This window comes from Antiquaquibacter metalliresistens (genome assembly GCF_029211225.1).
Taxonomy (GTDB): domain Bacteria; phylum Actinomycetota; class Actinomycetes; order Actinomycetales; family Microbacteriaceae; genus Rhodoglobus; species Rhodoglobus metalliresistens.
In genome coordinates, this window is the sequence record NZ_JARGEM010000003.1 from 361,146 (window position 1) to 374,467 (window position 13,322).

At 69.3% G+C, this 13,322-nt stretch carries 11 protein-coding genes and 1 tRNA gene; 11 read left to right on the plus strand and 1 reads right to left on the minus strand.

Going from position 1 to position 13,322, the window contains the following annotated elements:
• Positions 1-40: 40 nt before the first annotated feature.
• The 6 genes from PYV02_RS07350 (at position 41) to PYV02_RS07375 (ending at position 6,874) form a co-directional block, all read left to right on the plus strand.
• A complete protein-coding gene (locus tag PYV02_RS07350; protein WP_275757679.1) occupies positions 41-1,297 on the plus strand; it encodes a deoxyguanosinetriphosphate triphosphohydrolase in 1,257 nt (418 codons plus the stop codon).
• Between the two features lie 19 nt (positions 1,298-1,316).
• Positions 1,317-3,197 carry a DNA primase gene (gene dnaG, locus PYV02_RS07355; RefSeq protein ID WP_275757680.1) on the plus strand — a complete coding sequence of 627 codons (1,881 nt, stop codon included), beginning with the start codon at positions 1,317-1,319 and terminating at the stop codon, positions 3,195-3,197.
• Positions 3,198-3,234: 37 nt separating this feature from the next.
• On the plus strand, positions 3,235-4,845 hold the full coding sequence (locus PYV02_RS07360) for an ABC transporter substrate-binding protein (protein ID WP_275757682.1): 1,611 nt from the start codon (positions 3,235-3,237) through the stop codon (positions 4,843-4,845).
• Positions 4,846-4,848: 3 nt separating this feature from the next.
• Complete coding sequence (locus PYV02_RS07365; protein WP_275757685.1) at positions 4,849-5,733, plus strand: ABC transporter ATP-binding protein; 885 nt, start codon at positions 4,849-4,851, stop codon at positions 5,731-5,733.
• On the plus strand, positions 5,723-6,733 hold the full coding sequence (locus PYV02_RS07370) for a D-isomer specific 2-hydroxyacid dehydrogenase family protein (protein ID WP_275757687.1): 1,011 nt from the start codon (positions 5,723-5,725) through the stop codon (positions 6,731-6,733). The genes PYV02_RS07365 and PYV02_RS07370 overlap by 11 nt, the downstream gene beginning before the upstream one ends.
• A gap of 65 nt (positions 6,734-6,798) precedes the next feature.
• Positions 6,799-6,874, plus strand: a tRNA-Asn gene (locus tag PYV02_RS07375).
• Positions 6,875-7,005: 131 nt separating this feature from the next.
• On the opposite strand, the gene PYV02_RS07380 is transcribed toward PYV02_RS07375, so the two are convergent.
• Positions 7,006-8,775: an AAA family ATPase gene (locus PYV02_RS07380; RefSeq protein WP_275757689.1), complete on the minus strand. Its 1,770-nt coding sequence runs from the start codon at positions 8,773-8,775 to the stop codon at positions 7,006-7,008.
• Between the two features lie 250 nt (positions 8,776-9,025).
• Here PYV02_RS07380 and PYV02_RS07385 point away from each other — a divergent pair, with 250 nt between their 5' ends.
• The 5 genes from PYV02_RS07385 (at position 9,026) to PYV02_RS07405 (ending at position 13,318) form a co-directional block, all read left to right on the plus strand.
• A complete protein-coding gene (locus tag PYV02_RS07385) occupies positions 9,026-9,319 on the plus strand; it encodes an SHOCT domain-containing protein (RefSeq protein WP_275757691.1) in 294 nt (97 codons plus the stop codon).
• 87 nt (positions 9,320-9,406) lie between these two features.
• Complete coding sequence (locus PYV02_RS07390) at positions 9,407-10,606, plus strand: sensor histidine kinase (RefSeq protein ID WP_275757693.1); 1,200 nt, start codon at positions 9,407-9,409, stop codon at positions 10,604-10,606.
• Entirely contained in the window at positions 10,603-11,265 is a 663-nt protein-coding gene (locus tag PYV02_RS07395) for a response regulator transcription factor (protein ID WP_275757695.1), read from the plus strand. Before PYV02_RS07390 ends, PYV02_RS07395 begins: the two co-directional genes overlap by 4 nt.
• Positions 11,266-11,278: 13 nt before the next feature.
• On the plus strand, positions 11,279-12,670 hold the full coding sequence (locus PYV02_RS07400; protein ID WP_420833599.1) for an FAD-binding oxidoreductase: 1,392 nt from the start codon (positions 11,279-11,281) through the stop codon (positions 12,668-12,670).
• A gap of 60 nt (positions 12,671-12,730) precedes the next feature.
• On the plus strand, positions 12,731-13,318 hold the full coding sequence (locus PYV02_RS07405) for an MDR/zinc-dependent alcohol dehydrogenase-like family protein (RefSeq protein WP_275757696.1): 588 nt from the start codon (positions 12,731-12,733) through the stop codon (positions 13,316-13,318).
• The last annotated feature ends 4 nt before the right edge of the window (positions 13,319-13,322 follow it).

Sequence of the window (13,322 nt, forward strand, 5' to 3'; positions counted from 1 at the left end):
TCGCAGAATCGCTTCGCGATTCCTATAGCTCCAGCGCGCCGTGGCGGCTAGCACCGATCCGACCGGGTACAGCGAGTTCGACCGGGAGCGCTGGCTGCCCGAGGAGCACCTCACCCGGCGCAGCGACTTCGCCCGTGACCGCGGGCGCCTGCTGCACTCGAGCGCGCTGCGGCGCCTGGCCGCGAAGACGCAGGTGCTCTCGCCGACCGCCGGACTCGACTTCGCGCGCAACCGGCTCACCCATTCCCTCGAGGTCGCGCAGGTCGGCCGCGAACTCGCGGTCAGCCTGGGCCTGGACCCCGACCTCGTGGACACCGCGTGCCTGGCCCACGACCTCGGGCATCCGCCGTTCGGGCACAACGGCGAGCGCGCCCTCAACGCCTGGGCTGAGGACATCGGGGGGTTCGAGGGCAACGCGCAGACGCTGCGCATCCTCACCCGCATCGAGCCGAAGGTGTTCGGCGAGGACGGCCGCTCGTACGGCTTGAACCTCACCCGCGCCTCGCTCGACGCGAGCTGCAAGTACCCGTGGCCGGCCGCACAAGGCGTTCCCGACCCGGGCGGACGCAGCAAGTTCGGGTTCTACGACGACGACACCGCGGCCTTCGAGTGGATGCGCATCGGCGCTCCCGAGCGGCAGCGCTGCATCGAGGCGCAGGTGATGGACCTCTCCGACGACATCGCCTACTCGGTGCACGATTTCGAGGATGCGATCGTCAGCGGCTACCTCGACGTGCCCGCCCTCGGGGCCCGGGTCGAGCACGACGAGCTCGTGGAGTCGATGTTCGAGTGGATCGGCGGCGAGATCGGCCACGACGAACTCATCGCCGCCTTCGACCGGCTCGACAACCTCGACGCCTGGATCGACAGCTGGAACGGCAGTCGCATCGACCACGCGAAGCTCAAGAACCTCACGAGTCAGCTGATCGGGCGCTTCGCCCACGAGGCGGTGCATGCCACCCGGGCCCGGCATCCGAGCGGCAGCCTCATTCGGTTCGGGGCGGATGTCGTGGTGCCGCGCGAGACCCAGGCCGAGATCGCGGTGCTCAAGGGCATCGTCGCCGCGAACGTGATGTCGACGAACTCGCGCAAGCCGATCTACCAGCAGCAGCGCGACATCCTGAGCGAGCTCGCCGACGTGCTGCTGTGGACGGCGCCGCGCAACCTCGACGCCGGGTTCCGTGCCGACTGGGATGCCGCGCAGACCGACGCGGAGCGCAAACGCGCCGTCGTCGACCAGGTGGCCTCGCTCACCGATCAGAGCGCGATGTCCTGGCACGAGAGGCTCGTCGGCTAGCCCGCCTACAATCGACACCGTGGCAGGCCTCATTCGCAAGAGCGACATCGACGAGGTCCGGTCGCGCACCAACATCGCGGACATCATCGGCGACTACGTGACGCTCAAGAGCGCTGGTGCCGGCTCCATGAAGGGCCTGTGCCCCTTCCATGAGGAGCGCAGCCCGAGCTTCAACGTGCGCCCGCAGGTGGGCCGCTACCACTGCTTCGGGTGCGGCGAGGGCGGCGACGTCTTCAGCTTCCTGCAGAAGATGGACTCGGTGTCCTTCGCCGAGGCCGTCGAGCGCATGGCCGCCCGCATCGGTTACCAGCTGCACTACGAAGACGGCGGCTCCGCCGTCGACCACGGCAACCGGGCCCGCATCCTCGCAGCCAACGCCGCGGCATCCGAGTTCTTCGCGGCGCAGCTGACGACGCCCGAAGCCGAGCCCGGGCGGATCTTCCTCGGGCAGCGCGGCTTCGATCCCGCTGCCGCCGAGCGGTTCGGGGTCGGCTTCGCCCCGCGCGGCGGCGCCCTCGGCAAGCACCTCAAGACCCTGGGCTTCAGCGAGGACGAGCTGGTCACCGCCGGCCTGCTCGGCCGCGGCGAGCGGGGGGACGTCTACGACCGGTTCCGCGGCCGGCTGGTCTGGCCGATCCGGGATGTCACGGGCGCGACCCTCGGCTTCGGTGCCCGCAAGTTGCTCGACGACGACAACGGCCCCAAGTACCTCAACACCCCCGAGACGCCGGTGTACCACAAGAGCCAGGTGCTCTACGGCATCGACCTCGCCAAGCGCGATATCGCCCGCGGCCGCCAGGTCGTCGTCGTCGAGGGCTACACGGATGTCATGGCCTGCCACCTCGCGGGCGTCACGACCGCGGTCGCCACCTGCGGCACCGCGTTCGGGGTGGACCACATCAAGGTCGTGCGCCGCATGATCGGCGACGTGGAGAACGCCGACACCACTGGCACGGGCGAGGTGATCTTCACCTTCGACCCCGATGAGGCCGGCCAGAAGGCCGCCAGCCGCGCCTTCGCGGAGGAGCACCGCTTCGCCGCGCAGACCTTTGTCGCGGTCGCCCCGGAGGGCCTGGACCCCTGCGACCTGCGCTTGAACCGCGGCGACGAGGCGGTGCGTCGGCTCATCAAGACCCGCAAGCCGATGTTCGAGTTCAAGATCCGGCGCGAGCTCGCCGCGCACGATCTGGAGACCGTCGAGGGGCGGGTCGCGGCGCTGCGCGCGGCCGCGCCGGTCGTCGCCGGCATCCGCGATCGGGCGCTCGGCATCGGCTACGTGCGCAACCTCGCCGGCTGGCTCGGCATGGAGCCGAGCGAGGTGCAGGGCGCGGTGGAGGCCGCACGCCGGCGCGAGCAGCAGCCGCCGCCGGCGGCGTCGCCGGAGCGACGGGAGAGCGAGGTCTCGACGGGCTCGAGCACCGAGAGCGAACCGTCCCTGACCAGGCTGCCGACGGACCCGACCACGCGCACGGAGCGCGACGTGCTCATGGCGTTGCTGCAGCATCCCGAGCATGTCGGCCAGCCGCTGACCGCGCTCGCCGCGAGCGTGCCGTTCACCGAGCCGTCGCTCGCGGTGGTGCGCGATGGCATCGCCGCGACCGGTGGCGACCCCGGAGGGCACGACTGGGTCTCGCGGGTGACCGCCGAGGTGCCGCAGCGTTACGCGACGCTCGTCGGCCAGCTCGCCGTGGCGCCGATTCCGGAGCGCGAGGACAAGCTCGCCGTGTACTGCAGGCGCCTCATCGCCGACTTCGTGGATCGCGATCTGCTGCGCCGAAAGGTCGAGCTGCTGGGGGCGTCGCAGCGGCTGGATGCTGCGGCGGAGCCGGAGCGGTACGCCCAGGTGCAGCGCGATCTGGTGCGCATCGAGAACGAACGCCGGGCGCTGCGGCAGGAGTGACGGGGAGCTCGACCGGCCGCGACGGTAGGCTGCACTCGTGCGATCGACTACCTGGAGGTCCCCCGCCCTCGCGCTCGCTCTGAGCTTCGCGACGCTGGCCGCGCTGGCGGGATGCGCCGCGAGCGAGCCCGAGACGGCCACCGATGAGCCGGTGCGTGTCGGCACCACCCTCGAATTCTCGGCGCTCGACCCGGTCTGCGCCACGGCGCCCGGCGACCTGCAGGTCGTTCGTCAGGTGTTCCCGAGGCTGCTGGTCGCGACCGACGACTCCGACGTGGTCGAGCCCGAGCTCGCCGAGACCGCAGCGTTCACCGCACCCGGCGACTTCACCGTCACTCTCAAGTCGGGCCTCGAGTTCGCGAATGGCAACGAGCTGACCTCGGCGGATGTCGCATTCAGCTTCGAACGGCAACTCGACATCGGCGATGGCAACGCCGCACTGTCGAATCTGGCATCGGTCGATGCGGTCGACGACACGACCCTCGTCTTCCATTTGGTCACGGCCGGCGACGCCGCGTTCCCCACGCTGCTGGCATCGAGTGCCGGCTCCATCGTCGACGAGCACACCTTCCCGGCCGACGAGTGCGGTCAGGTCGACGACATCGTCGCCGGCGCCGGATTCGCCGGGCAGTACCTGATCCCCGACCTCGATGCCGACCCCGAGGCCCCGCTGGCCCTGGAGCCGAACCCGGCCTATGGCGGCACCCTCCCCGCGGTCAGCAACGTCGGCGTCGAGCTGACCACCTTCGCCGACGCCGCGGCGCTGCTTGGGGCGCTCGATCAGGGCAGGGTCGATGTCGCGCTCGACGGCGTCAGGCCCGCCGACCTCGACGGGCTCGGGGATGACACCTCGGTCCGCCTGCTCGACGGACCTTCCGGCGCGATCCGCTCGCTGGTGTTCGACTTCGCGACGCAGCCGTTCGGCACCGCGTCGGCCGAGCCGAACGCGACCAAGGCGCAGGCGGTGCGGCAGGCGGTCGCAGCGCTCGTCGACCGTGATTCGCTCGCCGAGGCGGCGGGCCCCGCATTCGAGCCGCTCGTCTCGTTCCTGCCCGACGGGGTGTCCGGTGCCCAGGATGCCCTCGGCGACACATGGGGCGATGGCCGCGGCGGTCCCGACGAGGATCAGGCGACGGACCTGCTCGTCGCGGCGGGGGTCGCGACTCCGGTCTCGCTCGGCATCCAGTATCCGGACGAGCACTTCGGGGCATCCTCGCAGAAGGTGCTCGCTCAGCTGCAGGAGCAGCTCGAGGCGTCCGGCCTCTTCGACGTGACCCTCGCCTCCAGTGAGTGGTCGGTGTTCGACGAGCAGCGCGTGGCCGACGGATACCCGACGTTCTATTTCGGTTGGTCCCCGGCGACGCCCGACGCCTTGGCGTACCTAGCGCCCTACATCGGCCCGCCGAGCGTGCTCGCGAACGACGGCTCGACCGCCGAGCTGCAGCAACTCGTTGCGGAGCTGGCCGCCGCCGCGGATGCGGACGCGCGCGACGGCATCATCGAACGCATTGAGGCGGCCGAAGCGGTGCAGCTGTCCACCATCCCGCTGCTGCAGGGTCTGCGGTTCGTGGGCGTGCGGGATGGCGTCGAGGGACTCGATCTCGACCGCCCGCTCGAGATCCGCTTCGGCTCGATCACGAGGCCGTAGCGCATGATCATCGACACCGCTGGGCCCGCGGTGGCCGCGCGCGACCTCTCGCTGCGCTACCACTCCGACAACCCGCAGACCCGCTCGATCGCCGTCGATGGGGTCTCCTTCGACATCGCGCCCGGTGAGGTGCTCGCGGTGGTCGGCGAGACCGGCTCGGGCAAGAGCACGCTGGCCAAGACGGTGGCCCTGCAGGCCGAGCGCGGCGCCGCGAGTCCGGCGATCACCGGGGGCGGGGTCACCGTGCTCGGCCACCAGGTGCGCGGCATTTCGAGGCGCCGTCGCGACCGGCTCGGCCTCTACGTCGGCTACCTGCCGCAGGAGGCCGGGGACGATCTCTCGCCGCGGCTGACGATCGGCGAGAACGTGGCGGAGCCGATCTTCTCCCGTGACCGGCACTTCGATCAGGACGAGGCGGGTCAGGCGGTCGCCACGCTCATCGATGCGGTGCGGCTGCCGCTGGCGAGCATGAACAAATACCCGCACGAACTCAGCAAGGGCCAGCGGCAGCGGGTCGCGATCGCGCGCGCGATGATCCTGGAGCCCAGGTTGCTGGTCGCCGACGACCCCACCGCGGGCATCGACGTCACCGTGCGTGGGGCCATTCTCGACATCATCGTCTCGCTGCAGCAGGAGCGCGGGTTCTCCGCGCTCATCGTCACCGCCGATCTGGGCGAGGTGCGCCGGGTGAGCAACCGGGTCGCGGTCATGCACCGCGGGGTCATCGTCGGCTACGGCGACCTGGAGACCGTGCTCGGCGACCCGCAGCATCCCTACGTGAAGTCGCTCGCGGCATCCATCGACACGACGCGACAGCTCACCGCGGGCCACGGCCCGTTCGTCGCGCTCGAACCGGTGATCGAGAGAGAGGATCTCAGTGTCCGTTGATCGGCAACCCGGCGACCACCGAGATCCGGTCGCCGCGTCCGCGACGCCACTGCCTGCCGAGCGACGCCCGGAACCGGGGCCGATCGCGATCCTGCCCGAGCCGCGGCCGCGGTTCGTCGCGGCGGTGGAGGCGGGCGGTGGCACCGTCGGCGAGCTCTCGGATGCCACGCGCGGCATCATCTGGCTCGACTCGAGCAGCTCGGCACCGCTCGAGCAGGCCCTTCGCGAGCATCCCAGCGTCGGCTGGGTGCAGCTGCCCTGGGCGGGCGTCGACGCCTTCGCCGACGTGCTCGCCCGACACGCCGACCGCGCGTTCCCGCTCTGGACGAGCGCGAAGGGCGCCTACTCCGAGCCCGTCGCCGAGCACGCCCTCACCCTGACGCTCGCGACCCTGCGCGGGCTGCCCGAGAAGGCTCGGTCCACGAGTTGGGCCTCGCCACCCACCGGGCTCTCGCTGTTCGGCCGGCGTGTGCTCATCGTCGGTGCCGGTGGCATCGCCGCGGAACTGCTCCGCCTGCTCGAGCCGTTCCACACCGTCATCACCGTCGTGCGCCGCAGCCCGGTGCCGATGCCGGGGGTCGCTCGCACCGTCACCACCGATCGCCTGCTCGAGGTGCTGCCCGAGGCGGACGTGGTGATCCTCGCCGCAGCGGCCACCAGTGAGACGAAGAACCTGATCGGCGCCCCCGAGCTCGCCGCGATGCGCGAGGATGCCGTGCTGGTCAACATCGCACGCGGCACGCTCGTGGATTCCTCCGCCCTCGCCGACGCGTTGCACGCCGGGCACCTGACGGGGGCGGGGCTCGACGTCACCGCGCCGGAGCCGCTGCCGGACGGGCATCCGCTGTGGACGGCGCCGCGCTGCGTCATCACCTCGCACTCCGCGGACACCCCCGAGATGATCGCGCCGCTGCTCGCCGAGCGCGTGCGGCTCAACGTCGAAGCCCTCCTCGGGGACGGCGCCTTCGTCGGCGTCGTCGACCCCGCGCTCGGCTATTGAGCCACGTCGCGGGAGCCCGGCAACCTTTGATAAAGTAGCTGAGCCTCGTTTCGGCGGGGCAGTGATCCTCGATAGCTCAATTGGCAGAGCAATCGGCTGTTAACCGATAGGTTCTTGGTTCGAGTCCAAGTCGGGGAGCCACCGAGGCCCGGAATCCCTGAGGTTCCGGGCCTCTCGCCGTTTCATCACCGCGGGCGATCCGGCGAGAAGCGACTCTGGAGCGCGCGTCGCGTCGCGATTCATCTTTCGGTCATTCGGCCGAGAGGCTCTGCTCAGTCGGCCCGAAAGCGCCCGAGTAGGTCCGCGGTGGCTCGTGGAATCACACCCGGTCGAGGCTGCCAGACGCGCTCAACGATCCGGTCCATGAGTCTGCTTCGGTGTTCTTTCAATGCCGGATAGGTCGCAAGCACACTGTCCAGTACTGCCTTGCCGTTCACCTCAAGCCAGTACTTATCGACGCGGAGTTCCGCATCAAGGTACTTCACGACCGACTCGCCACGGGCCGCGCCCGGTGGGACCACCACCGCCGTCAAGAAGTCGACTGTCGCTTGACCGTGCTTGTCGATCTCGAACTCGAGGTAAGTGGTCCCGATTGCCTCCGCAAGCCCGGGTGTGGCTTCCTGCAACAACATCAGCCCGAGCCCCAAAGGGTCTAGGACGACGTTCTCCAACGTGTACCTACTCGGATCGAAGAAGACGTACTGATGAGGCTCGGACATTTCGTCATCTCGGTCGACCAATCCCCATACAGGAACCCCCTGTCCGCGGAGCTTTGCGACCAGCTCGAGCACGGCTGCCTTCCCGTCAGCGCGGGAGTCGCCACCGGCTTGGAGAAACGAGAGAGAACGTTCCGACACTATGCGCGAAGAGAGTGCGCGTTCGATTGCGAAGTAGAGTCGTTCGTCGTTCGCGCTCTCAACGATGATCGCGCGCCGGTGCTCGGCCCGAACGCTTACGTTCGGCACCCCGATGAGCAGCCGTGAGAGCGCCGCGTCGCGCGAGGTGGCCTTGGACAACCTTGGCTGGCCGCTCGACATGAGGTAGATCGACTCTTCTGGTGCCAGTGCAACGGTTGTTGGCGAGTGCGTCGTCATGATGACAGACACGCCGTGCCTGCCCACGAACTCTTCCACTAGCAGATCCAAGAGGTTGCGAATCATCGATGGATGAAGCGCAGCGTCCGGCTCATCGAGAAGTAACACGCTCGGCATCACGAGAACTTCAGGTCGTCTTCGCCCCGAGTACATCGCGAGCGCGATGAACATGAGCGTCTTCTCGCCTGACGACAGCTCTGTGAGGGGCAGCTCGACCCCATCGGCATTCCGCATCACTGCTCTGGCGCTGCCCGGAGCAATCGACGACGCGGGTTCATCGAAACGGAAGCCTAGGTTGAGCGACTCCAGCACTCCATTCAGGAGCTCCCACGGCGGCCTACCGTGGATCGCAAGGAAGTCATCCTCCGATTGCCAAGGCAGTTCAGTGCCGAACTCCTCGTGTTGCCAGCGATTGAAGCGATTGAGCGTGCGAGTCTGTTGGTATAGCCCGAATGAACTCCCGACTGACACAGCGAACGGGTCGCGGCTCCCGAACTCGTTCGGTGCGAACTTCACGAATTCGTCGCGTTCCCACTCGTAGAGAGGCTTTCCAGCCATGGCTTCAGCCCGAATGATCCCTTCAAGACTCATGGTTCCGGTCTTGACGACATTTTGCCGATAACTAGGGGTTAGCTGTGGCGAGGGGGCGGTATCGTGATCGAATCTTGTGAACGAGTGGATGAGTCGCTGGAATTCGTCTATCCGGGAATCTCTAGACTCCCCAGAGTTGAGCTCGGCGATGGACGAGGCGAGATCCACCGATGTGAGTAGACGTCGAGACGTCGGATCGGTGGGCCAGGTCAGGTCGACGATACGCCCCTCTTTGATTGCCTCGAGGAGGTGGGACTTCCCCGCGCCATTGGGTCCAGTGATGACTACGAAGTTCGGAAGCGGCGTCTCGCTGAACGACTCGAAAGACTTGTAGCTGTACTTGCCGGAAAGTTGCATGTCACGACTCCCTGAATCGTTCGGACGGGCGGGCTCATTGTCTCGCGAACGGTCCCGCTCTCGTGCCTGCCTCGCCAAAGGCCCTATCTGCGACCCAACGCTATGTACCTCCCAGGGAGGTGCGGAGTTCTTTCTTTTCGTGAACCCGGGGGAGTACCCGGATGCCGCCGCAGGGCGGATTCGCTCCCGTGCGGTCCGGTCCAGCCTTGAGCCAACGGTTCCGCCGGAACCTCAAGCGAAGGACACCTCGATGCTCATCACCGCACTCGCCGCCCACGTCGGCGCCTGGGGGGTCGGATTCCACTGGATCCCCTTCATTCTGATCCCGCTGTTCTGGATCGCCGTCATCGCGCTCATCGTCGGGCTCGCCCGGCGGCGCGGCATGCGTGCCGCCTGGGCCCATGGCGGTCCGTGGAATCACGCGGGCCGCAGCGCCGAGTCGACGCTCGCCGAGCGTTTCGCCAACGGCGACATCGACGAGAAGGAGTACCGCGCGCGCCTGGAGGTGCTGCGCGCCAACAACCCCTACCCGCCGAAGCCGTAGGATCGCGCCGGGGTACTCCGACCGGAGTACCCCGGCGCCCCCCGCGGGCCGACGCGCACTCAGTGCCCGCGGAACTAGCATCGGAGCATGTCGGCCCCAGTGCAGGATCCCCACGCACCGTGGCATCGCGGGCGATGGGGTCAGGACCACTGGCCCGCCGGCCCGCCCCGCTCGTCGGCGCGCGTCAGACTGCTCCTGCCGGTCTTCGTCTCGCTACTCATCCAGGTGCCGTTCGCGGCGTTCGCCCTCGTGCGCGGCGGCGTGGACAGGATGTCGGTGGTCGGTCTCGGCCTCGCGATCGTGGGGCCACTCGTGCTGCTGGGTGCCCGTCGGTTTCCGGGACCCACGGTCGCCGTCATCGCGGTCATCGCCGCCCTCGACGTCGGCGTGGCCCAAGCGCTGCCGAGTCCGCCCTACATCGCACTCACCTTCGCCATCGTCGGCGCGATCGTGCGCGGTGCCCGCCTCTGGGCGTGGATCTCCGTCGGCGCCACCTGGGTGATCACCATCGTGATCGGACTCGCGGTCGGCGCCGAGCTGCAGCCGGCGCGGATCGCGGCGACGACGCTGTTGATCCTGATCGTGTTCGGCATCGGCGAGGCCATCCGCACGCGCAGCGAGCACTACGCGCAGTACCAGCAGGCGCTCATCCAGCGCCGCCACGACGAGGTGCAGGCCGAGCGCACGCGCATCGCCCGCGAACTGCACGACGTTCTCGCCCACTCGCTCAGCCAGATCAACGTGCAGGCCGGTGTGGGTCTGCACCTCATGGATGCGCACCCCGAGAAGGCCAAGGAGGCGCTCGCGAGCATCAAGGACTCCTCGAAGTCCGCACTCGACGAGGTGCGCTCCCTGCTCGGCGTGCTGCGCGCCGACAGCGGACAGGATGCGCCCCTCGTGCCCGAGCCGGATCTCGCCCGCCTGCCCGGGCTGATCGACTCGGTGCGCACCCAGGGGCTCGACGTGACGCTCGAGATGGGCATCGAGGATGCACCGAAAGCCACCCAGCTGGCGATCTATCGCATCGTGCAGGAATCGCTCACCAACGTCGTCCGGCACGCCGGCGCCGACCGCGCGATCGTGTCGATCCGATCGGATGCCGACGCCACCGTCATCGAGATCGCCGACGATGGTCGCGGCCTCGACCCGCTCGCGGAGGGCGGGCGCGGCCTTCTGGGCATGCACGAGCGCACCGAGCTGCTCGGCGGCACCCTAACCACGGGGCGCTCGAGCCTCGGCGGCGCGCTCGTGACCGCCCGCATCCCCACGAAGGAGACCTCGGCATGATCCGGCTCGCGCTCGCCGACGACCAGCAACTCATCCGCGCGGGCTTCCGCAGCCTGCTCGAGGCGGAGCCCGACATCGAGATCGTCGGGGAGGCCGGCACGGGGTCGGAGGCCGTGGCGCTCGTGACGGCGACCCGTCCGGACGTGGTGCTCATGGACATCCGCATGCCCGAGGGCGACGGGCTGTGGGCGACCGAGCAGATCGTGCAGCGCCCGGAGCTCGCCGGCACGCACATCGTGATCGTGACGACATTCGAGCTCGACGAGTACGTCGCGCGGGCCATCCGGGCGGGTGCGAGCGGCTTTCTGGTCAAGGACACCGAGCCGGTGGAGCTGATCAGGGCGGTGCGGGTGGTGGCATCCGGCGATGCGCTGCTGAGCCCGAGCGTGACGCGACGACTGCTCGAACGGGTCTCGACGATCCTGCGCGATGCCCCGGACGCCAGGCGCCTGGACGCGATCACCGACCGTGAGCGCGAGGTGCTCGCCCTCGTCGGACGGGGACTGACCAACGAGGAGATCGGTCGGGCGCTCTTCCTCAGCCCGCTGACGGCCAAGACGCACGTCTCGCGCATCATGGCCAAGCTCGCCGCGCGCGACCGGGTGCAGCTGGTGGTCATCGCCTACGAGACCGGACTCGTGACCCCCGGAAGCCCGTGAGAGAATCGCTGTCGTGACCAGCACGGCGCCGACCACCCGCACCATCGACGATGACGAGTCCGCGGTGCTACAGGCGTTGCGGGCCGCGGTGGGCGATGCCGTCACCACCGATGCCGACCTGCTCGACGCCACCCGTGAGGACCGCTCCGGGCACCGTTCACCAGGCGCCCCGCTGGCCGTCGTCACGGCCCGCAGCGTGGAGCACGTGCAGGCGGTCATGCGCATCGCGACCGAGACCGGCACGCCCGTGGTCACTCGCGGTGCCGGCACCGGTCTGGCCGGCGGAGCGATCGCCTCGGCCGGGGAGATCGTGCTGTCGACGCTGGCCATGGACACGGTGCTCGAGGTGTCGGTCGACGACGAACTCGCCGTCGTGCAGCCGGGCATCCTCAACGCGGAACTCAATCGGCAGCTCGAGCCGCGCGGCCTGTGGTTCGCCCCCGACCCCGCCAGTCGGGCGATCTCGACGATCGGCGGCAACATCGCGACCAACGCGGGCGGTCTGCTGTGCGCGAAGTACGGGGTGACCCGGGAGGCCGTGCTGGGTCTCAAGGTCGTGCTCGCTGACGGCCGGATGCTCGAACTGGGCCATCGCACCGTCAAGGGTGTCACGGGCCTCGACCTCACGGCGCTCATGGTCGGCTCGGAGGGGACTCTCGGGGTGATCGTGGAGGCGACGCTCAAGCTCCTGCCGCGGGTCACTGGCACGGTCGGCATCGTCAGCGCCACCTTCGCCGACGTCGAAGACGCGGCGCGCGCCGCGGCGGTGATCACCGCCGCCGGCCTGCGCCCCGCGATCATGGAGCTCGTCGGGGAGAGCGCTATGTCGGCCATCGCGGAGCACCTGGGGTTCGAGCATCCCGGCGGCACGCAACTGATCATCCAGACCGACGGCCCGGCCGCCGAGACCGAGGCGGCGGGCATCCTCGCGGTGATCACCTCGCTCGGCGGCGCCGCCGTGCTCTCCACCGATCCCGAGGAGGGCGAGCGGCTGTTCGCGGTGCGGCGCGCGTTCCACCCCTCGCTCAAGGCGCGCGGCACGACGCTCATCGAAGACGTGAGCGTGCCCCGCAGCCGGCTGCCGGCGATGTTCGCGGCGATCGCCGACATCGAACAGCGGTTCGGCATCCAGATTCCGACCGTGGCGCACGCCGGTGACGGCAATCTGCATCCCAACTTCGTCTTCGACGGCCAGGAGGTGCCCGATCACATCTGGGCGGCGGCCGACGAGATGTTCCTCGCGGCGCTGCGCCTGGGCGGCACGCTCACGGGCGAGCACGGCGTGGGCATCCTCAAGAAGCGTTGGCTTCGTGACGAGCTCGGCGACGACCAACTCGAGCTGCAGCGGCAGATCAAGTCCGTCTTCGACCCCCTCGGCATTCTCAACCCGGGCAAGGTGTTCTAGGGAATAGCGGTGGGCGACCGGGTGTTTTGCTCAATGTAACCCGATTGGAGCAACACCCCAGTGACTCGCCCTCAGAGCCTTCGTCCCGCCACCGGTGAGGTGCGGATCGGTGTCGTCGCCATCGGCGTCGGCCCGCTCGGCACGCAGGTTGCGGGCATCGTCGAGGCGGCCGGACCCGACAGCGCCGGCTTCGCCCGCGGCGACCGTGTGACCTTCCGCGCGACCGAACGGCCCACCGCCACCCGCATGATCGTGCCCGAACACGATCTGGTCGGCGTGCCGGCCGACGTCAGCCTCGACGCAGCGGTCGGCGTGATGCCGTGCGCCGGCCTGGCTCGCACCGTGGTCAAGCAGGTGCGTCCGGTGCGTCGTGGCGATCGCATCCGCGTCGCCGCCGATACCGCGGTCGTCGGTGCCTACGTGGCCGCCTGGGCCGAGTATCTGGGTGCCGAGGTGGTCACCGAGGGACCGGCGGATGCCGCGATCACCGCCACCGACATCGCCATCGCCCGCGCGGCCCGCCCGGTCCACGGACTCGCCCAGCAGGCGGCCGCGGACGTGTACGCCGCCATCCGCGCCGGGGCCTTCGACGAGGTCGGGCCCTCAGGACGCGTGCTGCACCCCGCGGAGGTCTCGCTGGCGGCGTAGCCGG

Excerpts from the sequence above, each read along its gene's own strand:
- PYV02_RS07385 (WP_275757691.1), top strand. The coding sequence starts at position 9,026 with ATGCTCATCACCGCACTCGCCGCCCACGTCGGCGCCTGGGGGGTCGGA.
- PYV02_RS07365 (WP_275757685.1), top strand. The coding sequence starts at position 4,849 with ATGATCATCGACACCGCTGGGCCCGCGGTGGCCGCGCGCGACCTCTCG.
- PYV02_RS07390 (WP_275757693.1), top strand. The coding sequence starts at position 9,407 with ATGTCGGCCCCAGTGCAGGATCCCCACGCACCGTGGCATCGCGGGCGA.
- PYV02_RS07395 (WP_275757695.1), top strand. The coding sequence starts at position 10,603 with ATGATCCGGCTCGCGCTCGCCGACGACCAGCAACTCATCCGCGCGGGC.
- PYV02_RS07380 (WP_275757689.1), bottom strand. The coding sequence starts at position 8,775 with ATGCAACTTTCCGGCAAGTACAGCTACAAGTCTTTCGAGTCGTTCAGC.